Here is a 21,901-nt window from a genome sequence, read left to right on the forward strand (position 1 = left end):
TAGTACTACTTAATACATCAAAATCACTATTGTCATCACTCTCATTGGAGAGTGATGACAATAGTGATTTTGATGTATTAAGTAGTACTGGCTCAACACTGGGAAGTACTGGCTCAATGGATATGAACACCAGTGGTGTTAGTGCTGTAGCCAGTCATGATTATCCGTCAGCCACTGGGAATGAAGAGCTATTTAGCCTTAGTAGTGCCACCGAGCCAATCCCTATTTATAATCCCACTAAAGACATTGACAAAGAGCTGGTTGTTAGTATTGACCAAGGTCCACTAGCTCCCATAGAAAACGCTCCTGTCAACCAGAAGAATTGGATGACTGCCTTGATTACTGGCGCGGTCTCAATGGTGGTGGTAGCAGCGGTGAGTGCTGGAGCACAATACATGGTTCGAGACCAGCCATCCTTCAAAAATCATGTGCGCAATACTGGTATTATGATGACCCTAGCCGCTGGTGTTGCCAGTTTTGCTACGACTTTGGCTGTCGGGAATATTACAGCTAGGCAGATTAGACGTAGTACCGAAAACCTGAAAACCCAGTTTGAAGGAGTCTGTCAGGGTAATCTCAATGCCCATGCTACGATTTATTCCCAGGACGAATTGGGTCAGTTAGCCCATAGTTTCAACCAAATGGCCAGAGTCATCTTGACAACGATGACTGAAGCACAACGAAAGGCAGAAGAGCAAGAACAGGCAAAAGAAGACCTCCAACGCCAGGTAATTCGATTGCTTGATGATGTGGAAGGGGCAGCACGGGGGGATTTAACGGTACAAGCAGAGGTCACTGCTGATGTTTTGGGGGCAGTGGCTGATTCGTTCAACCTGACGATTCAAAACCTACGGGAAATTGTACAACAAGTTAAGCAGGCAGTCCGTCAGGTGACCAAATGTTCCACCGATAGTGAGTCCTTTGCCCGTAGCTTGTCTTCTGATGCTTTACGGCAAGCTGAGGAACTGGCGGTTACCCTGAACTCTGTACAAGTGATGACCGATGCTATTCAGCGGGTGGCAGAGAGTGCACGAGAAGCTGAGGAAGTTGCCCGCTCAGCCTCGGCTACCGCTCTCAAAGGTGGTGAGGCTGTGGAGCGCACTGTGGCAGGAATTTTGCAAATTCGTGAGACAGTAGCAGAAACGACTCGTAAAGTCAAGCGTTTGGCAGAATCTTCCCAGGAAATTTCTAAAATTGTTACATCGATTTCTACTATTGCCTCCCGAACAAATTTGTTAGCACTCAATGCTAGTATTGAGGCGGCAAGAGCTGGAGAAGCTGGTCGAGGCTTTGCTGTTGTTGCGGATGAGGTACGACAGCTCGCTGATAAGTCAGCCAAAGCACTCAAGGATATTGAACATATTGTGTTGCAAATCCAGAGTGAAACTGGTTCAGTGATGACCGCTATGGAAGAAGGCACCCAACAGGTGATTGAAGGTACTAAACGAGCAGAACAAGCCAAGCGATCGCTCGAAGATATTGTGCAAGTGGCAAACCGGATCGATGCTTTAGTACGTGCAATCACTGCGGATACTATCGAGCAAACTGAAACATCCCGTGCTGTTGCCCAAGTGATGCAATCCGTTGAGTTAACCGCTCAAGAAACCTCCCAAGAAGCCCAAAGGGTTTCTGGAGCTTTGCAAAACCTGGTCGGTGTGGCGGGAGAGTTGCGGACATTTGTTGAGCGTTTCCGTGTGGAAGCGAATGATGGGAAATGATCGACTAATGGCTAAAACTAGCAGCCTCGGGTTATGGAGTCAGCGTTTACTGGCGGCGATTTTCTTAGCTGGGCAAGTGATACTTCATCTACTGACTGGGAAGATTCACCGCCGCAATACTATCGAGCAAATGGTAACCGTTGGACCAGAGTCTCTGATAATTGCTCTGCTCACTGCTACTGTAATCGGTATGGTGTTTACCATTCAGGTAACACGAGAGTTCATTAATTTTGGTGCCACCAATGCCATTGGGGGAGTCTTGGCTCTAGCTTTGACTAGGGAATTGGCTCCGGTTTTGACTGCTGTGGTTTTAGCAGGACGAGTTGGTTCGGCATTTGCTGCTGAAATTGGTACGATGCGTGTTTCAGAGCAAATTGATGCTTTGTATATGCTCAAGACTGACCCAATTGATTACTTAGTGATTCCTCGGGTTATTGCTTGTTGTCTGATGCTGCCAGTGTTGACCATTCTCGCCATTGTGACTGGTATGGTAGGAGGATTGGTGCTGGCTCAAAATCTTTATGGTATTCCCCAGTCTGTGTTTCTTGATTCGGCTCGTAACTTCTTAGGAATTTGGGACTTGTTCTCTGCTGCTCTTAAATCTTTAGTGTTTGGGCTGTTGATTGCTGTGATTGGTTGTAGTTGGGGGTTAACCACCACAGGAGGGGCTAAAGGTGTCGGTCAATCTACCACCACTGCTGTGGTTACTGCTTTGCTCGCAATTTTTATTATCAACTTTTTCTTATCATGGTTGATGTTCCAAGGGATGGGTAGTGCCGTGATCAGCTAAATCCCTTCTTTATTGTTAATTGTTAATGGCCCACAACCAATCAGTTACCAATCAGTTAACAGATAGTTGTGAACCAGTAATCTTCCATCAAGGTCTGTCGCTGTTGACAATTCTATAAAACCTGACCTGATCAGGAGGAATCGACAGAAGATGAGTTAATTTAGAATAGATTAATCGACCGCTACAGGAAGGGTGACTCTTTTTCCTTTCGGAAACTTCCCATAGCTCCACTTAACTCTATTGTCCACACTTTTCAGTTATACAACTTCACTAATGTCCCAGTCGTATTTTGATACCGAAAGCAAAACTCACAAGTCGTTTGAATTACCCGGTGCTAAACCCCAATACAATCCTGACCGCCCAGGACAAGTGGAGCATATTTTCCTGGATTTAACTCTGGATATCCCCCTCCAAAGCGTTAGCGGTACCTGCACCATCACCCTCAACCCAATACGCAATGGCATTAAACAGCTAGTAATTGATGCGGTCAACTTGACTATCGCCTCAGTGCAGGTTGACCAAATCCCCCAACCCTTTGAGTATGACGGGGAACAACTAAAGATTCAGCTACTTAACCCGGTATTTGTTGGAAAAGCGATTAAGATTGCGATCGCATATAGTGTAGACAACCCCCAGCGTGGTATTTACTTCATTCATCCAAACCAACACTACCCCAACAAACCCACCCAAGTTTGGACCCAAGGAGAAGATGAAGACTCTCGCTTCTGGTTCCCTTGTTTCGATTATCCTGGTCAACTTGCTACCTCCGAAATCCGCGTTAGAGTTCCAAAACCCCTAATTGCTATCTCCAACGGGGAACTAATTGCTACAGAAGAAGACGGCAATGAAACCATATACCATTGGCGGCAACAGGAAGTTCATCCCACTTACCTGATGACTCTAGCAGTAGGGGACTTTGCGGAAATTCGGGATGAATGGCAGGGCAAACCAGTCAACTACTACGTGGAGAAGGGGCGAGAGGAGGATGCTCGCCGCAGCATGGGCAAAACCCCTGGAATGATAGAGTTCTTGAGTGAAACCTTTGGCTATCCCTACCCCTATCCGAAATACGCCCAAGTCTGTGTAGATGACTTCATCTTTGGTGGTATGGAAAACACCTCCACCACTCTGTTAACAGACCGTTGCTTGCTCGATGAACGAGCAACTATCGATAACCAGAGTACTGAAAGCTTAGTGGTTCATGAACTCGCTCATCAGTGGTTTGGGGACTTAGTGGTGATTAAACACTGGTCCCATGCCTGGATTAAGGAAGGCATGGCATCCTACACAGAAGTATTTTGGACCGAACATGAGTATGGTAAAGATGATGCTGCCTACTACCTACTCAATGAAGCACGCAGTTATATCTCAGAAGATAGTTCTCGTTACCGCCGCCCCATGGTGACCAATGTCTATCGAGAAGCTATTGAACTCTACGATAGGCACCTTTATGAAAAAGGTGCTTGCGTCTATCATATGATTTGGGCAGAGTTAGGGGAAGACTTGTTCTGGAAAGCAATTCAAACCTTTGTTCAAGATAACGCTCACAAAACCGTAGAAACCATTGACCTGCTAAGAGCGATTGAAAAAGCTACCGGTCGTAATCTGTTGTTCCTATTTGACCAGTACGTCTTCCGGGGGGGTCATCCTGAATACAAAGTTGCCTATTCCTGGGATGGGGATAGCCAGTTGGCTAAACTTACAGTAACCCAAACTCAGGCAAAAGATAGTAACACCGGTAGCGATAGTGAGTTATTTGACCTGAAAATCCCGATTGCCTTTGGTTACACCAAGCTCGAAGACGATTCTCCTGTGAAAACGTCTAATGAAACCTCTCTACAGACATTTACAGTGAGGGTTCATGAACGGGAACAAAGTTTCTATTTCCCACTGGAGAAAAAACCTAACTTGATTAGCTTCGACCATGGGAATAATTATCTCAAAACCGTTTCCCTAGAATACCCAATAGCGGAACTCAAAGCCCAGCTGAAATTTGACCCAGACCCCATCTCCCGTATCTATGCAGCAAAAGCCTTGGCTAAAAAGGGAGGATTAGAAGTAGTAAAAGCCTTGTCTGATGCCCTAAAGAGTGATTCATTCTGGGGTGTTCGTTTAGAAGTAGCCAAACAATTAGCTAAGGTAAAACTAGATCAAGCCGAAGCCGCCTTAATTGCTGGCTTGTCTGATCCAAATCCCCGTGTGCGTCGTGCCGTTGTCCAAGCCTTGGGTGAAGTGAAGACTCCAGAAAGCTACAATGCTCTCAAGCAATTACTAGAACAAGGGGATGCCAGCTACTACGTAGAAGCCTTAGCAGCCAGGTCACTTGGGGCAATGGTTTCGGCAAGCCTTAAGGATAGAGAAGATGAAGTAATCCAATTGCTGAAAAAAGTACTCCAAGAACGGAGTGGTTGGAATGAAGTAGTACGTGGCGGTGCCATTGCTGGCTTAAGTCAAATTAAATCCTCACCCATTGCCCTAGACGTAATTTTAGAATATACCACTCCTGGTATACCTCAACCCCTTCGTCTAGCAGCGATTCGATCTTTAGGAGACATTTCTAAAGGTCAGACTCCCAATAAAATAGAGTCGATCCTAGAGCAATTAGAAGAAATGTCCCGTGAAACCTTCTATTTGACTCAAGTGACCATAGTCCGGGCTCTAGGAAAAATGGAAACCCCGAAAGCCATGGATATTTTGCGATCGCTTTTAGAGAATACGCCTGATGGGCGAATTCGTCGGATTGCAGAAGAAGCCATTCAGAAAGTTCAGAAAGCCATTGGCTCTGACAAAGCCATTAAACAGCTACGAGAGGAACTTAACAAACTGAAAAAAGATAATCAGGAACTCAAAAGCCGCCTGGAAAACTTGGAAGCCAAATCTAATTAAAATTGATAATTAGATTTCTACAGTGAACACTGACCCTGATGGTTGATTATTTTCTACAAATATTCTACCACCATGGGCTTCAACTGCCATTTTACAGAAAGTTAATCCCAGACCAGTTTGAGGAATTCCAGTCATTAAATTTCCCACATCGTATTTATCAAAAATACGTTTTCGCAATTCTTCTTCAATCCCAGGCCCAGAATCAGCAATGCGAATTCTAGCTTGGGGTTTGGGATCTACTGGATAATCTACTTGCAGTAGAATTTTACTTTGTGAAGGAGAAAATTTGATGGCATTTGAGAGCAAGTTATCTAAGACACGGCGGATTAAATTGGCATCAATTAAAAGAGTCTTACTGGATTTTGGTAGCTCGCTAACTAGCTGAATGTTTTTCTCGTGAGCAATGGCTTGGAAATCTAAGACTACCTCTTGTTCGAGTGCATTGAAATCCACGAAGTCTCTATGAAGCGTAAGTTTTCCCGATTGTAACTTCGCCATCATCAATAAGTTATCCGTCATTGAGCGCAGCTGAAGAGCTGATTTCAAGATTTGTTCAGTCTTTCTTTGCTGTTTTTTTTCGAGTTCAGTTTGCTGCAAAATCTCACAAGATATGATAATATTCGCCAAAGGATGCCTCAAATCATGCACGATCATATGAGACATATCTTCCCTCAGCTGTAGAGTAGCAGCTAGTTCATCATGTTGTTTTTTAATCCGCAACATCGAACGCACTCTAGACCGCAGTTCCACTCCACTAACAGGTTTACCTAGGAAATCATCGGCTCCTGCATCCAAGCATCGGGCAAGATCTTCCTTAGAATTGAGAGCCGTTACGATAATAATTGGGATATGGTGCCACTTTGGGTGAGATTTAATCCGACGGCAAACCTCTATACCATCAAGTTCTGGCATCATTACGTCCAATAAGATTACATCCGGCTGAATTTTCTCTAGACCGTTTAATGCCTCTTGACCACAAGAGGCATAGCTCAAGTTGTAACCTTCTTTGAATAGCAGAGCCTCAATGACATCAAACCCAGAGGGTTCATCATCAACTACTAGTATAGAGTTTTGACTATCCATCAATAACACCCTTTATGCGCTTGAATAGTTCACCATATTACATACAGATGTCTGGGATTGATTTTGGTTAATATAAATTATTATACCATTAATTTATATACCATTAATTAGTAGGTTTCAACCTACTTGGGACTGATAAATAATGACTAATCACGCTAATCACGAATAACTAATTACTAACTAATTGCAAATCCTTAACCTCTACATGAACATACTGTTGAATAGTACTGACCAAGTTTTTCAGACTCACTGGTTTAGAGATGTATTCGTCCGCGCCAGCTCCTAGGCATTTCTCCTTATCCCCTGGCATCGCCAGTGCTGTTACGGCAATAATCGGAATTGTGCTAGTTTCTTGATTGTCTCGAATTCGCTTAATCGCTTCAATACCGTCCATATCTGGCATCTGAATATCCATCATAATCAGCTGTGGGTGGTACTCTTTAGCCTGGCTAATCGCTTCCCAGCCATTCTTGGCTAATATCAACCGATAGCCTTTGTTGAGCAAGTAATCCCAAATCGTCTTAATGTTAGTCTCATTATCCTCTGCAATTAAGATTAACGGTGACTCTGGAGCTGTTTGAGACATAACCACCAGACCAGTTTCCGCATGGTTGACTGACTCTGGTGTTTCTAAAGGACCCAAAATTTTGCTAATTGTTGAGCGCAACAGTTTACGGGAGACCGGTTTAACCAGATATTCAGACGCACCCATCTCCAAAGCTTGCGATCGCTCATCCACTACAGAAAGAATAATCACTGGGATGTGTTGGGTTTGGGGATGAGCTTTTAGCTGAGCCAAAACTTTCCAGCCAGACACCTTCGGCAATTGCAAATCTAGGATAATCACCCCTGGGTTGACCTGTATAACCTGCTCGAGAGCACCTTCTCCTTCAGGGTAAGTCAAGGTTTGTAGCCCTATTTCCCTGATATAGCGAGAAATGACTTCAGCTGCAGTAATAGAGTCTTCGATGATCAGCACTTGGGGATTGGAGATGGCGGATTGAGTAAATTGGCTTAGGTCTGACAAATCACTCTGGTATTCTCCGTTTGCCTCACCGTTTTGTTTAATCGGCAGAGTTACTGTGAAGCAACTACCTTTACCCACTTCACTCTCGACATCTACCCTACCCCCGTGAATTTCTATGGTTCGTTGGACCAAAGCCAAACCCAATCCTGTACCGGCGTAGCGACGAGATAGACGGCTGTCAATTTGGACGAAGGATTGGAATAGCTTACGCATATTTTCTTGAGCAATGCCAATACCAGTATCAATGACACTAAAACAAATAGTGTTTCTCAATAAGTTTTCCTCAGCTTTTAAAATAACGCTTCCTCCGGTTGGGGTAAACTTCACAGCATTGCTGAGCAAATTGATCAGGACTTGTCGGATACGTCGTTCATCCACTTCTATTTCCCATAGTCTCTCAGTTACCTGAGAAGTCAGCTTAATATTTTTGTGATGGGCTTGGTTTCTAACAAACATCAAGCTGGAATTGCAGAGTTTTTGGAGGGAAACAGCACCGATGTGGAGTTCCATCTTCCCAGATTCAATTTTGGCAAGGTCAAGCAGATCATTGATTAGTTCTAGCAAATGTTGACCACTGCCCTGAATTGTACCGAGAGACTTACGCTGCCTATCTGTAATCGAACCATACACTTCCTCTTGCAAAGCTTCTGATAAACCAAGAATAGCGTTGAGGGGAGTACGTAATTCATGACTCATGCTAGCAAGAAACTCATCTTTGAGACGAGTAGCCCGTTCTAACTGGGCATTAGCCATAGCCAGTCTTTGATGATTTTGCCGCATCTGCTCTTCAGCCTGTTTGCGCTGTGTAATATCTCGACAGACACGGATTAAACCACCATCCTCAAGTAAGGTTAAAGAAAATTCCTCAGCAAATGTGCTACCATCTTTGCGCACAGCCGTGGCTTCTCCACTCCATTTTCCTGTTTTAAACAATTGAGGAAAAACTGACTTCTCAATACGCTCAATTTCTTCTGGTGGATAAATTATATGCCATTGCCGACCCACCAGTTCATTCGGTTGAGTGTAGCCAAACAATTCCAGGTGAGTCTGATTGAGGTAAAAGTATTCACCTGCAGGATTAACTAATGCTATGCCATCAGTAGCTGCTTCGAGAGCTGTTAACTGACTGTTGAGAGCTTCTTCTGCTTTTTTACGCTCTGAAATATCGGTGTGAGAACCTGCTATGCGATAAGGTTTACCTGTTTTATCCCACAGCGCCGCTCCACGAGTCAGCAGCCAACGGTAGGTGCCATCTTTGTGTAAAGCACGGAACTCTTCTTGATACTGAAAAAGCTTGCCCTCTAGGTAATTATTAAAACTGAGTAAGGTTTGCTCTAGGTCGTCTGGGTGAATAATCTGTGTCCAGGATTCAAAGGTATTGGTAATTTCATCATCGTTATACCCCAACATACTCTTCCAACGAGGGGATAAATACATTTCACCAGTTTGGAGATTGCAATCCCAAATCCCGTCGTTGACTCCTTCTACAGCTAAGGCAAATCGCTCTTTACTATCCTGAAGTTCCTGCTGAGCCTGTTTTCGTTGTTCTTCTACACCAATAGCGCTGGCAATCAGGTTAAGCAGTTGTTTGTCTTCTGTACTTGGTTCTACCTGCTGCTGATACAAAACACACAGGGAACCCATTACCTTTTTGTTCCATTTGACCGCAATACCGATGTAAGTACACAGATTATAAGCCGTAATGTTGGGATCAGTTTGAGCATAAGCTGTATTCTGGAGATCCTGCTTGACCACTGACTCATCAGTTCCTTGTCGGATCACGTCGTAGCAAATACGTCCTTTGGCGCTATCCATAGTTGGGTAATCTGGCGGGACTTGCCACTTTCCTAATGTCACCAGTTGATTGTATTCCAGGCAATTATAGAGAGCGAAACTAGCATTGAGTAATTGCCCACAAACGGCTACCAGATGATTAATATTTTTGTCGGGATTGCTCCCAAAGTCAAGAAAGCATTCATTAAGTTTTGCTAGTCGGTCTTCAAGTTGTTTACGATGAGTTAAGTCTCGAATAACCCCCACAATATAGGGATGATTTTGAGAATCAAAAAAACGCGTTTTCTTGGTGGAAATGAAATGAATTATACCCTTAGCATCAGTAAAGTATTCTTCATTTTCATTAACTACACCATTTTTCATTACGAGTTGATCAGTTTTTCTAAAAACCTCAGCTTCTTCGGATACGAAAAATTCATAATCGTCATGACCTAATAGTTGCTCTCTAGAATATCCAATAAACTCACAAAAGCTATCATTAAAAAATTTCCATTTATAATGGTTATCTTTTACAAATATTGGATCAGATACTGCATTAATTATATTCGTTATAAAATCTTTAGTTGCTGCTAGTTCTGTGTTAGCAACTTCCAGTTCCAAAGCATGATTACTCAACTCTTGATTGAGCTGAGTAACTTGGGCTTCTACTTGCTTTGTCTGGGTGATATCTCGGAAATACCAGATTCTAGTATAGTAATCACTAGCTTCAGACACCACAGAGCCACAGTAACGGTCAAAAATCCGACCATCATTCAAGTAAATTTCATCACGACTTACTTCCCTGGGATGTTCACACAGATACTTGAGCCTGTGGATAAATTCTTTAGGTTTATTTAGCTTAGATACTACACTTTTCAAAAGTTTTTGGTCGTCACCAGAGTTGAGAATCTCTTCTGGGATATTCCACATCTGACCAAAACGCCGATTGTGCCATAAAATTTTTTGGTTTTCGTCAATAACTAATATACCATCAATTGATGCTTCTTGTTGGGCTTTTAATAGAAAATTAGTTCGTTTAAGTAAATTTTCTCCCTGTTTACGCTCGGTAATATCGCGAGCAATAACACAGTTATATTCTTGATCATTAAAGTGTAAATAATTAACTCCCATTTCTACAGGAAATTCTCGCCCTTCTTTAGTGCGATACACTGAATCTTGCTTAAAATAACCTTGCTGTTTCAGGTTTTTCCAAAACCGCAACCAGTTATCTTTTGACAGTAAGGGATCGATATCATAAACGTGCAACCTCAGTAGTTCTTCACGGGAGTAGCCAAGAAAATGACAAGCAGCTTCATTGACATAACAAAATCGGCCATCCTGTTTTGATAAAAAAACTGCATCCCCTACCCGATCCAGAGAAAACTCGATCAGCTTTAGTGTTTCTACAGTCAGGAGACGTTCTGCAATCTCTTGCTGCAATTGAGTGTTTAGTCGTGATTGCTCAGCTGCATAACGTTCCCTTTGCTTAAAAGCAGCTAACAGAGTGTCAGCCATACGATTGAAATTGATACCAAGTTTCCCTACTTCATCTTTCGTCCATACCTCGACTCGTGCTTCCAAATTCCCAGCAGCAAATTCTTGGGTAGTTGTTTGTAGTTGTTTGACTGGTTTAGCAATTGATCGTCCAAGCAAGATAGCCAAAAAGATATCTGCGATTAAGGCTATAGCAAGGACGCTCAGCTCAATTTCTAAATTATCTCTAAGGAATTGATTGAAGGAGGATTCAGTAGTTCCTCTGACTAACACTATGGTGGCTTCACTATCAAAATTAGTTAGAGCTTTCGCGACTATAGTGTAAGATTGTTTACCCAAGGTTTGCCGTGTGTAAACTACCTCTGATGTTTGGGCAACTGCTTTCTCCAACAGGGATCCGTCTACTAAATCTAAACTCGATTCCCCTTGCTCTAAATCTTTAACATCACTGTTATTCAAAGTAGCAGTGGCTAAGTTAAATTCCCCCGAACTCTGGCGATAGTAGATTGCACTATAGCCTTTGTCAACCCCCTGCAGGGTGTTGTGAACTATGGGCAATTTGCCATTGACCAAATCACCAGACACCAAGACAGCTACTATATTTCCAGTCTCTGGGTTCTTGACTGGAGTGAGTGTGTAACGAATTAGGGCGTCTTGTTCAACAAAACCATTCGGTAACTGAGGTGACTCCTTAGCTAACTCAACCCAGCTGACAATTTGACTGGTCCCAATCGCTGTTTGATCCTGGAAAACTTGACTTACTAATTGATTAGGATTAAAACTCTCTCCTGTGCGGTCAGCGTTGGCATTAGCAATAATCTTCCCATTGGTACCTACTAAAGTCCCATATTCAATGTTGCGGGCTTTAATTTCGTTCCTCAGAACCCGTCTGACTTCAGCCTTGAGGGCTGGTTTTATGGGCTGACCAGAATGATGAGCGATCGCAGCAGCAATGATGGCAGAATTATCGGCTTGACCACGGAAGCCGAGCTTAGTTTGCTCAATTTGAGAATTGTACTTGGTCTCGGTGAGTGCTAATTCAGACTGAGCTTGGTCTCGTAGTTCGATTTGCCCTTCTGTTAGCATCATTGAAGCAGCGACGCCGAAGAATCCAATCAGAGAAATTAGCTCAGAGGCAAACAAACCAGTAAGCAGCTTACTACTTAGTGGTAAGTTATAAAACCACTGTAGGCAGCCTAACCGAATGTCTTGGGAAAGGTTAGGGACAGATGGAGAATCTTGCATAATCCAGGGGAAGTTGCTTGCTGACAAAGCATTTTCGTGCGTCTGTAACTCACATCCAATTCGGTAGTGCCGATTTAGTCCGGGCAATCGCGGACATAGTGTAGATAAATCAACGTAGATAAATCAACAGATTGCCCATGCTTGTTCGCTACGATACCACCGCAATCGATATGACACCATTGTTGCTTTGTTGATTTAGCCCCGTCATGGAGGATTCTGCTGAAGTTTTAATTTAAAGACTGTCGGTGATAACACGCAAATAACAGCGGAAATCTCAATCTAGAGCCTCGGTTAATGTAATAATGGAAGTTGACAAATTTCTAAATATATGCATCAGCAAAAATATATTACACAAGACTAGTACACCTTGCAAGTACACTTTGGTAGAAATTTGTGACCAGTTCCTTTGAAAATGACGAGATCAGGGAATTAGGGGATGAGGGGGTGATTTTTACTGGTCAGTTATTTCGAGCCTAATCGGCTCAATTGACCATAATTGACCATCGGAAGTTCAGGAAATGGGGCAGTTTCTGGTGTAGGTTTCTATGGGACTCTCAATTGGTAAGCATATGCGCTACGCGCACGCTGCGCGAACAGCCGTCAGCCGTCAGCCGTCAGCTTATTTTTCAAGTAGCGTGCGCTATGGGCATAAACTGTTCCCGTAGCGTGACCACAGGCCTTTACCCTTTAGCCTTTAGCTGATAGCTGATAGCTGATAGCTGATAGCTGATAGCTGAATGCTTACCTCAATTGTCCTGGTAGCACAACCTGCCCTAAACCCTCTATTGGACTTAAATACCGAGTTATTGTATATGTACAAGTGTATACTTATTTAATAAAAAGCAAAAGATAGATAAAAAACTATAAATTTATAAGAGAGGCCTATACTCAGCGTGAGTCAGCATCAACTTGTATCTCCTGAACAGCGGTCTAATGAACCCCAAAGGTACTATGATCCACAAGCGATCGCGCGCTACTATCGTTCCAGACCTTGGTTAGTGATTTGGCGTTGCCTGAGGATTGTCTGGGGTTTCGCTAGCTTTGTTTTTAGTCTTAAGTTAGACCAATGGGGCAACCGGACTGAGCAGAATAAGTTAAAACGAGCCACACAACTGCGGGAACTTCTGACTAACCTCGGTCCAACCTTTATTAAAGTCGGACAAGCTCTTTCCACCCGCCCTGACTTGATTCGGCAAGATTTTCTAGATGAACTGATCAAACTACAAGACCAGCTACCTCCTTTTGACAATGCGATCGCATTGTCCCAGATCGAGCAAGAGTTAGGGCGCTCCATCCAAACACTGTTTAGCCAAATTTCCCCAAAACCTGTAGCAGCCGCTAGTCTCGGTCAAGTCTATCGAGCTAAACTCCACACCGGTGAAGAGGTGGCGGTTAAGGTACAACGCCCTAATTTACGCCCTGTCCTCACCCTAGATCTTTATTTGATGCGCTGGGCAGCTAGCTGGATTGCACCCTGGTTACCACTCAATCTCGGTCATGACTTAACTTTGATTGTAGATGAATTTGGTACTAAGCTCTTTGAGGAAATTAATTATCTCAATGAAGGTCGCAATGCCGAACGATTTGCTCTAAACTTCCAAGACGACCCTACTGTGAAGGTTCCAGCAATATACTGGCGCTACAGCAGTATCCGTGTCCTTACCCTAGAGTGGATTGATGGCTTCAAGTTAACAGACACAGAACGTATTGAAGCCTTAGGACTAGACAGGGCAAGCTTGATTAAAACCGGTGTCACCTCTGGTTTGCGTCAGTTATTAGAGCATGGCTTTTTCCATGCTGATCCTCATCCAGGTAACTTATTTGCCCTTCCGGATGGGCGCATGGGCTATATTGACTTTGGCATGATGGATCAGTTAGATCAGGATACCAAAGAAACCATTGTCAGCTGTGTTGTTGATCTAATTAATAAAGATTATCAATCATTAGCCCAGGCGTTTGTTAAATTAGGTTTCTTAGCACCCAACACAGATATCCAGCCGATTATCCCAGCCTTAGAAGCTGTCTTGGGAGAAGCAATTGGTGAAAGTGTCGGAGATTTCAACTTCAAGACGATCACCGATCAGTTCTCAGAGTTGATGTATGACTATCCTTTCCGGGTTCCAGCCAAGTTTTCCTTAATTATTCGTTCTCTGGTGACTCAAGAAGGACTGGCACTGACCTTAGATCCCAACTTCAAAATTGTCGAGGTTTCCTACCCCTATGTAGCTCAGCGTTTGCTTACCGGTGAAAGCCCACAAATGCGGCGGCGTTTGATTGAGGTGTTGTTCAAAGACGGTAAATTCCAGTGGGAACGACTCGAAAATATGATTGCGATCGCTCGGTCTGATCAGAACTTTGATTTACTACCAACCGCTCAACTTGGTTTGCAGTATCTCTTGTCTGAGGAAGGTCAGTTTCTGCGACGTGAACTGTTGTTAGCGTTAACCGAAGATGACCAATTCCATACAGCCGAAATTCAGAGTCTGTGGAACTTAGTCAAAGAGGATTTACCACCAGAACGTTTATTCAATGTAGCTTTGAATGCACTAAGTACTATTTCCAGTGATGGGATTGGGGCTATTTTACCCAAAGCTCCTGCTGTGAGTAGCAAATAGTATGTCAGACCAACTGGCCGACAACGATATTCCTGATCGTAACTACTTACTCCTGACTATTCACTATTTGTTGTTATTGTAATTAGCTCCGGTTCCCAAACGTTATAGCATTTGGTGGGTTACAGCCCTAAAAAAAATCAATGTTGCGCTTAACCCACCCTAGGAAATTATGGCTCTTCCGTACTTGTTATGCTAAATAAACACTTTTGCAAAGGGAGCAGGGAGCAGGGAGCAGGGAGTAGTGGGAAGAGGCGATATTCAGAAAATTTTGTTAGTTAAATAGCATCAGAACCCTGTCTTGATGCAGTCGCTCATGAGGGAAACCCCCAAGACCGCGCTGCATCGCTTCTAGAGTAAGCTTTATGAGTTTTTTAACTGGAAATTTACCATAAAAGGTACTGAAGAACCGAAACTATAAGATTATATTGAGCACAACTACCGAATAGCATTCGCCGCTTTAGCAATCCGTGTCCGAATTGTGAGAATTTTTGATACCATATTCCCTGCTCCCTGCTCCCTGCTCCCTGCTCCCTGCTCCCTGCTCCCTGCTCCCTGTTCCCTATTCCCTGTTCCCTATTCCCTTTGCTATCATTTTTTGCAATAATCTTCACAGGCACTAAAAGCATGAAGATTAGGAGTTATTTGTGTATAATTTTTGGCCAGACCCACCCTATTTTTTGTTAATTTTTGGTTTGTTTGCTGGGATTACCTGTGGGCTAGCTTTTGAAGCTACACTCAAAGAAAAAGTACAGGAATGGTATAAGACCAAATCCAGTGAAACCCTGGCTGAAATTAGAGGAATCCAGTTACTGCTTCCATTTCTGGGAATTGCTGTTGGGATTTGCCTGTTTCTAGCCTCTGGGTTAGCAATTTTTGCCGTGCCTTCTTGGCTGTGTTACGGAATCTCCATACCTATGACCTTATTTATGACTGCCCTAGTTTGGTCACAACTCGGTAACCTGTTGATTCAGTTAGAGCGAGGTGGTTCCAAAGCTCTAGATTTAGATTCCTGGGAGTGAATAGAAACAGGCTAATTTGTGATTAGTGATTGGGATTTTTTTCTCATACTATCGGTCAGGTACTAATGGGTAATAGGTAATGGGTAATAGGTAATGGGTAATTGCCTTTTGCCCATTTCCTACTCCCTACTCCCTACTCCCTACTCCCTACTCCCTACTCCCTACTCCCTACTCCCTAAAACATTAATAATCCTCTTTTTTAGTATCCCTTAAAAAATCCATATAATAATATTTAATATTACTACTATAAGCAACAGTAAGCCATTTATAATTAAATCATGACGACTTTCGTTGAGCTTTTTACCTAAAACTAGGCTGCCGCGCTCAAGAAAGTATTTTTTCATAAACCCTGGAACTTTTTCATAGTATGGCTTGTACTTGAGCAGAGTAATAATTAGCTGTATTAAGCCATAGGTAGTCAGAATTAATACGGTAATTCGGTACCAGGAATAGAGGTTAATCATGATGTCTGACTAAGGATATATTTGACCAAAATAGCGATAATTGCTGCTGCAATGCTGCCGAGTAAACTAATTCTGACAATCCGATTGTACTTGCGGACTTGGATCTCCGCCATCTTTTCTGCCTGTCTTTCCATATAGTTTTCTAGTTCCTGAGCTAGGGTGGAAACTACGGCAATGATTAGCGCTGCATCATCAGCTAATCCAACTACGGGAATTACGTCTGGAACGGCATCAAAGGGGGATATTAAATAGACTAAGGCTGCGATCGCTAAGGCTTTTCCCTTCCAAGCCGCATTAGGGTCCCGAACCATTTTAGCTAAAGCTTGAATTTTCGGCCAAATTTCTTTAATTGCTCCCCGGTTCATCCGTTCTAAGTTCTTGTCAATTTTTTGGATGTCTTCTGGCTTGGTATTTTGGAGCAATTTGTGAAATATTTCTTTTATCCTCCCCCGGTTCATCTGATCAAGACTCTGGTCAATTTTCTGGATGTCATTGGGGGAGATATTTTTTTGTAATTTTTCCAGTAGTGTTCTAATTTTACCAGGGTTGCTTGCTGCTGAGTTTTCCAACCGTTGGGGGGTATCTTGTTTAGTGCTAGATTTTTTAAATTTGCTGAGTATCCCTGTAATTTTGCCTTTAATTTTGTCAGTATTGCTTGGTGCTGAGTTTTGAAACAATTGGGGGATGTCTCGTTCAGTGGTAGATTTTTTAAATTTGCTGAGTATTCCTGTAATTTTGCCTTTAATTTTGTCAGTGTTGCTTGCTTCTGGATTCCTTACCCTTACTAGGGTATCCTTAAGATTTCCTGGTTTGGGTATTTTGCTCAGTAGTGACTGAATTCGCCCAGGGGGTTTTTGTTCTAAGGTCTGGTCGAGGGATTGGGTATCCTCTGGTTTTTCCTGTAGTTTTTCCTGTTTTTTAAATCGCCGAAATAGTCTTTCCTGTAAACCCATTACTATTAACCTTTTTGATATCGGAGGATTTATCTGTTTTAGTTGTTAACTATTATAATGACTTTTATGGTAAACTTATTGCTAAATGGCTAGTCCCCAGTTGTAGACCCATCTAGGATAACCAGCATGTTGTGCCATCAGGGTTTTCTGTTGGTTGTTCAGTTTGACTTTGGTCTTGAGAGCTTTATACATGTTTAATAAACTTGTCACAGCTTTTCCGTTAACTATGACTAACTCCCCTAGTCTTTCCCCAGCAGCTAACGTGAGCACCCAATCCCTTCATTCTAACCCACTGCGCCAGTGGTTAACTCGCTTTTCCCTATCCCTAGGCTTGAGTCTAGTATCTACATTCAGTGCAATTCCTGCCCTAGCAGCAGAGCGAATTACTTTCTTTGTTTCTCCCTTTGGACAATTTAATATTGGGATTGAAGACTTGGAAATCTTTGCTAAAGATGGCACAATGACTAGGCAATTTGCTTATTATGCCAACTTTGCTACACCAATACAATTAGCAACACTAAGGATTCTACTAAATAGTCGATTTAATATCTCTCCCAGATATGTTTATTTATTCACTCGCTTACCGGTGGGGAGAACCTTACTGCGCCGATTGGGGAATGTCATAAAAGCAGATTTTAATCGCAATGGTTTCTATCCCTTACGGGGTGCTTTAATTTCCGCAGCTTCTGATCCAGAAGGCTTGAGTATTATTAATGTATTGCGTAAATTTTCCCTAGAAACTATTTACCTGGATGTGGACCTAATTTTTGATTTAACTGATGAGCTATCACGGCTATTTGTGGGAAATAATGTTGTCTTTAGTGCCATTCAAAATCAGGCACAACTACAGGGAGAAGGCTCAACATCGTTTAATTTATCAGCACAAGCAGATCTCAGGAATTCTGGAGGAATAGGTTGGCGTAAAGAAACCTTTGAAGTTTATAACTCTGAGCGTCAAGCTTCGTTTCCCGTTGATATTTATCTACCTAAGTCTTCAGACCAAGGAGCAATAAGAGGGTCGATTCCAACTCTGGTTATTTCTCATGGTTTGGCTTCTGACCGCAATACCTTTGCCTATCTAGCGCAACATTTAGCATCTTACGGTTTTGCGGTTGCGGTGCCGGAGCATATTGGTACTAGTTCCGAACGCATTAATCGAATCTTTGCTGGCTTCGCCACTCCCCTCAATCCTACTGCGATCATCCATCGTCCTTTGGATGTGAAGTATTTGTTAGATGAACTTTCGGCTAAAGCTAATTCTGACCCGAGTAAGTTTGGCAGGCTGAATCTAGAAGAGGTGGGAGTAATTGGTCAATCCTTCGGAGGCTATACTGTTCTTGCTCTAGGAGGAGCTAAACTCAATTTTGAACAGCTTACTAGTGAGTGTGATACTGCTCGACAAAACAATTCATCATTGGATGTATCCCTGCTACTCCAGTGTCGAGGGACTCAACTACCCCCAGAAGACTATAATTTGGGAGACGAACGGGTAAAAGCGGTGATTGCTGTTAATCCGCTCAGCAACCCGATCTTTGGTGAAACCGGGATGTCACAAATTCAGGTTCCGGTCATGATGGTCTCTAGTATCAGAGACCTCTTTGCGCCACCTGTAGAACAACAAATTACCCCCTTCAGCTGGCTAACTACCCCAGAAAACTATCTAGTGGTGACAGAAGCAGGTACTCACTTTTCCTACCTGGGTGGGGCAGGAGAGGGTGTCTTACCGGTTCCACCTGAATTGATTGGGCCAGATCCTGCGATCGCTCGTCCTTACCTGATGGCACTTAGTACCGCTTTTTTCAAAACCTACATTGCTAAACAACCTGAATATGCTTCCTATCTCAGTGACTCCTATGTCAAAGAGATTAGTCAAGACCCATTGAATCTGTTTCTGATCAAGTCCTTTTAATTCCTACTCCCCTCAATACCACTAAGCACTATGGTGTTTGACAAATGAAGAAAAATTAAAATCGCTCAATCCCTTGATTAGTAAGCTTTTTTCTTCACTATTGCCTATTGCCTATTGCCTATTGCCTAGCGCTACGCGCTATACCACAAATTTCCCTTAATTCTGTTTCCTCTTCACGAGTGACTAGGTAATCATGGAGCCAATCACAACTCTGTGCCACTAAATCATGTAGATCAAAATTCCATAAAATTACCGTGTTGTCCAAACTAGCAGAAGCAAGAGTGTTGCCATCTGGGCTAAAGGCCACGCTATTGACAACTGCGCTATGGCCTTTGAGGGTGTGCAGGAGTTTGCCTTGGAGATTCCACAGTTTCACGGTTTTGTCATCACTAGCAGAAGCGATAGTATTGCCGTCTGGGCTAAAGGCCACGCTATTGACCCAATTCCTATGTCCAGTGAGGGTGTGGAGGTGTTTGCCTTGGAGATTCCACAGTTTCACGGTGTTGTCATAACTAGCAGTAGCGATAGTCTTGCCATCTGGGCTAAAGGCCACGCTATAGACAGAATCGCTATGGCCTTTGAGGGTGTGCAGGGGTTTGCCTTCTCGATTCCAAAGTTTCACGGTGTTGTCGAAATTAGCAGTAGCCATAGTCTGGCCATCTCCGCTAAAGGCCACGCTATAGAAAGCTGCCTTTACAGTGAGGGTGTGCAGGAGTTTGCCTTGGTAATTCCACAGTTTCACGGTGTTGTCATCACTAGCAGAAGTGATAGTCTGGCCATCTGGGCTAAAGGTAACGCTATAGACAGGTTCGCTATGTCCAGTGAGGGTGTGCAGTTCTTTGCCTTGGAGATTCCACAGTTTCACGGTGTTGTCATAACTAGCAGTAGCGATAGTATTGCCATCTCGGCTAAAGGTGATGCTAGTGACCCAATCGCTATGGCCTTTGAGGGTATGCAGTTCTTTGCCTTCGAGAGTCCACAGTTTCACCGTCTTGTCATCACTAGTAGTAGCAAGAGTCTTGCCATCTGGGCTAAAGGTAACGCTATTGAACCAATCCCTATGTCCAGTGAGGGTGTGGAGGGGTTTGCCTTCTATATTCCACAGTTTCACCGTCTTGTCCCTACTAGCAGTAGCGATAGTTTGGCCATCTCGGCTAAAGGTAACGCTAGTGACAGCGTAGCTATGTCCAGTGAGGGTGTGCAGTTCTTTGCCTTGGAGATTCCACAGTTTCACGGTGTTGTCATCACTAGCAGTAGCGATAGTCTTGCCATCTCGGCTAAAGGTGATGCTATTGACAAATGAGCTATGTCCAGTGAGGGTGTGCAGTTCTTTGCCTTGGAGATTCCACAGTTTCACCGTGTTGTCATAACTAGCAGTAGCGATAGTATTGCCATCTCGGCTAAAGGTAACGCTAGTGACAGCGTAGCTATGTCCAGTGAGGGTGTGCAGTTCTTTGCCTTGTAGATTCCACAGTTTCACCGTCTTGTCCCTACTAGCAGTAGCGATAGTATTGCCATCTCGGCTAAAGGTGACGCTATTGACCTCATCGCTATGTCCAGTGAGGGTATGCAGTTCTTTGCCTTGGAGATTCCACAGTTTCACCGTGTTGTCACTACTAGCAGTAGCGATAGTCTTGCCATCTCGGCTAAAGGCCACGCTAGTGACATATTCGCTATGGCCTTTGAGGGTGTGCAGGTGTTGGCCTTGGAGATTCCACAGTTTCACGGTGTTGTCATCACTAGCAGTAGCGATAGTATTGCCATCTCGGCTAAAGGTAACGCTAGTGACATATTCGCTATGGCCTTTGAGGGTGTGCAGGTGTTGGCCTTGGTGATTCCACAGTTTCACGGTGTTGTCATCACTAGCAGTAGCGATAGTATTGCCATCTCGGCTAAAGGTAACGCTAGTGACATATTCGCTATGGCCTTTGAGGGTGTGCAGTTCTTTGCCTTGGAGATTCCACAGTTTTACGGTGTTGTCTGCACTAGCAGTAGCGATAGTCTGGCCGTCTGGGCTAAAGGTAACGCTCTTATATTCGCTATACCCCTCCAGGCTATTAAATTCTTTCACTCCATAGAGAGATTGCTGCAACTTAGCGATCGCTTTAATTTTAGTATCACCTACCAAATTCGCCTTTTTGACTTTTCCTACTGCCTTTAAGCTCTCTTTTAGAGCATCAAAGGGTAGCCCTAAGGTAAACAATAATTCTGAAGATTGACTCAGGAGTTCGATTTTACCTAGTCTTGCCTCTCTCTGCTGTAGTTTAGACTCCAATCCAAAAACTGTCGAAACAACTGTCCCCAACACCAACACACCAATAAACCCTCCCGCTACTAACCTGCGGTTACGGGTCATTTGCTTGTGCTTCTGACGGCTTACCTGAATATATTCCTCGGCCAGCCCATCCAACATCCCCAACTCGCCATACTTTGTTAAATACTCCTGGGCTTCTACTAACCTCCCCCCTTGTAACAGTACACCGGCATCATCACGCTTCTTACCCTTCTGCTGCCATTCTTGGGCTGCCGCTTCCAGCTTACGTTCGATCACCATTGCTTCTTTGTAAGTCTGCTTCCACTCCAGCAACTTTCCCCAGTGGCGAATCAAGGCTTCATGAACTACATCCAAAACCACATCCTGGGAATTTTCCTGGTGGCTTCTGGTAATCAAGCGGTTGTCTGAACTGGCTAAGGTCTGGCTCACAGCATCGAGCAGTTTTAAACTGTGGTGAGAATTGACTAACTCCCCCAGGCGTACTCGTCTACGGGTATCGAGAGTATCTCCCACTTGAGTTAATTCCAAGAACAAACGCCTAGCTACATTTTGTTCTTCCGCTGAGAGACTATCAAATACCTGATTGGCTCTCTTTTCGAGAGTTCCCTCAATTCCCCCTAACTGCTGATAAGTCTTTAAGTATAAAAACA

General features: G+C 43.5%; 10 protein-coding genes and 2 pseudogenes. 7 read left to right on the forward strand and 5 right to left on the reverse strand.

Annotated features, from left to right (window positions below):
* From F6K52_RS13285 to F6K52_RS13295, 3 genes are all read left to right on the forward strand, one after another.
* A partial coding sequence (locus F6K52_RS13285; RefSeq protein WP_293078193.1) for a methyl-accepting chemotaxis protein occupies nucleotides 1-1,718 on the forward strand: 1,718 nt, incomplete at its 5' end.
* 7 nt (nucleotides 1,719-1,725) lie between these two features.
* Entirely contained in the window at nucleotides 1,726-2,508 is a 783-nt protein-coding gene (locus tag F6K52_RS13290; RefSeq protein WP_293078195.1) for an MlaE family lipid ABC transporter permease subunit, read from the forward strand.
* Between the two features lie 273 nt (nucleotides 2,509-2,781).
* Nucleotides 2,782-5,394 carry a M1 family metallopeptidase gene (locus F6K52_RS13295; RefSeq protein WP_293078197.1) on the forward strand — a complete coding sequence of 871 codons (2,613 nt, stop codon included), beginning with the start codon at nucleotides 2,782-2,784 and terminating at the stop codon, nucleotides 5,392-5,394.
* Between the two features lie 9 nt (nucleotides 5,395-5,403).
* On the opposite strand, the gene F6K52_RS13300 is transcribed toward F6K52_RS13295, so the two are convergent.
* Both F6K52_RS13300 and F6K52_RS13305 read right to left on the reverse strand, forming a co-directional pair.
* Nucleotides 5,404-6,477: a hybrid sensor histidine kinase/response regulator gene (locus tag F6K52_RS13300; RefSeq protein ID WP_293078199.1), complete on the reverse strand. Its 1,074-nt coding sequence runs from the start codon at nucleotides 6,475-6,477 to the stop codon at nucleotides 5,404-5,406.
* Nucleotides 6,478-6,646: 169 nt separating this feature from the next.
* A complete protein-coding gene (locus F6K52_RS13305) occupies nucleotides 6,647-12,016 on the reverse strand; it encodes a PAS domain S-box protein (RefSeq protein ID WP_293078201.1) in 5,370 nt (1,789 codons plus the stop codon).
* Between the two features lie 893 nt (nucleotides 12,017-12,909).
* Here F6K52_RS13305 and F6K52_RS13310 point away from each other — a divergent pair.
* From F6K52_RS13310 to F6K52_RS13320, 3 genes are all read left to right on the forward strand, one after another.
* Nucleotides 12,910-14,631 carry an AarF/ABC1/UbiB kinase family protein gene (locus F6K52_RS13310; protein ID WP_293078203.1) on the forward strand — a complete coding sequence of 574 codons (1,722 nt, stop codon included), beginning with the start codon at nucleotides 12,910-12,912 and terminating at the stop codon, nucleotides 14,629-14,631.
* 478 nt (nucleotides 14,632-15,109) lie between these two features.
* The gene (locus F6K52_RS13315) at nucleotides 15,110-15,235 is read left to right on the forward strand and encodes a hypothetical protein (RefSeq protein ID WP_293078205.1); all 126 of its coding nucleotides are present in this window, start codon (nucleotides 15,110-15,112) and stop codon (nucleotides 15,233-15,235) included.
* A 40-nt stretch (nucleotides 15,236-15,275) separates the two neighbouring features.
* Nucleotides 15,276-15,650, forward strand: a complete 375-nt coding sequence (locus tag F6K52_RS13320; RefSeq protein ID WP_293078207.1) for a hypothetical protein — start codon at nucleotides 15,276-15,278, stop codon at nucleotides 15,648-15,650.
* Nucleotides 15,651-16,110: 460 nt separating this feature from the next.
* Here F6K52_RS13320 and F6K52_RS13325 read toward each other — a convergent pair whose 3' ends face one another.
* On the reverse strand, nucleotides 16,111-17,067 hold the full coding sequence (locus F6K52_RS13325) for a YkvA family protein (protein ID WP_293078209.1): 957 nt from the start codon (nucleotides 17,065-17,067) through the stop codon (nucleotides 16,111-16,113).
* A gap of 84 nt (nucleotides 17,068-17,151) precedes the next feature.
* A pseudogene (locus tag F6K52_RS13330) lies at nucleotides 17,152-17,259 on the reverse strand (helix-turn-helix domain-containing protein); the annotation flags it as partial.
* 34 nt (nucleotides 17,260-17,293) lie between these two features.
* Here F6K52_RS13330 and F6K52_RS13335 point away from each other — a divergent pair.
* On the forward strand, nucleotides 17,294-18,976 hold the full coding sequence (locus tag F6K52_RS13335; protein ID WP_293078211.1) for an alpha/beta hydrolase: 1,683 nt from the start codon (nucleotides 17,294-17,296) through the stop codon (nucleotides 18,974-18,976).
* A gap of 118 nt (nucleotides 18,977-19,094) precedes the next feature.
* Here the strand turns inward: F6K52_RS13335 and F6K52_RS13340 are convergent.
* Nucleotides 19,095-21,901 (reverse strand): annotated as a pseudogene (locus F6K52_RS13340) (hypothetical protein); the annotation flags it as partial.

It is taken from the genome of Moorena sp. SIO3H5 (assembly GCF_010692395.1).
Taxonomy (GTDB): domain Bacteria; phylum Cyanobacteriota; class Cyanobacteriia; order Cyanobacteriales; family Coleofasciculaceae; genus Moorena.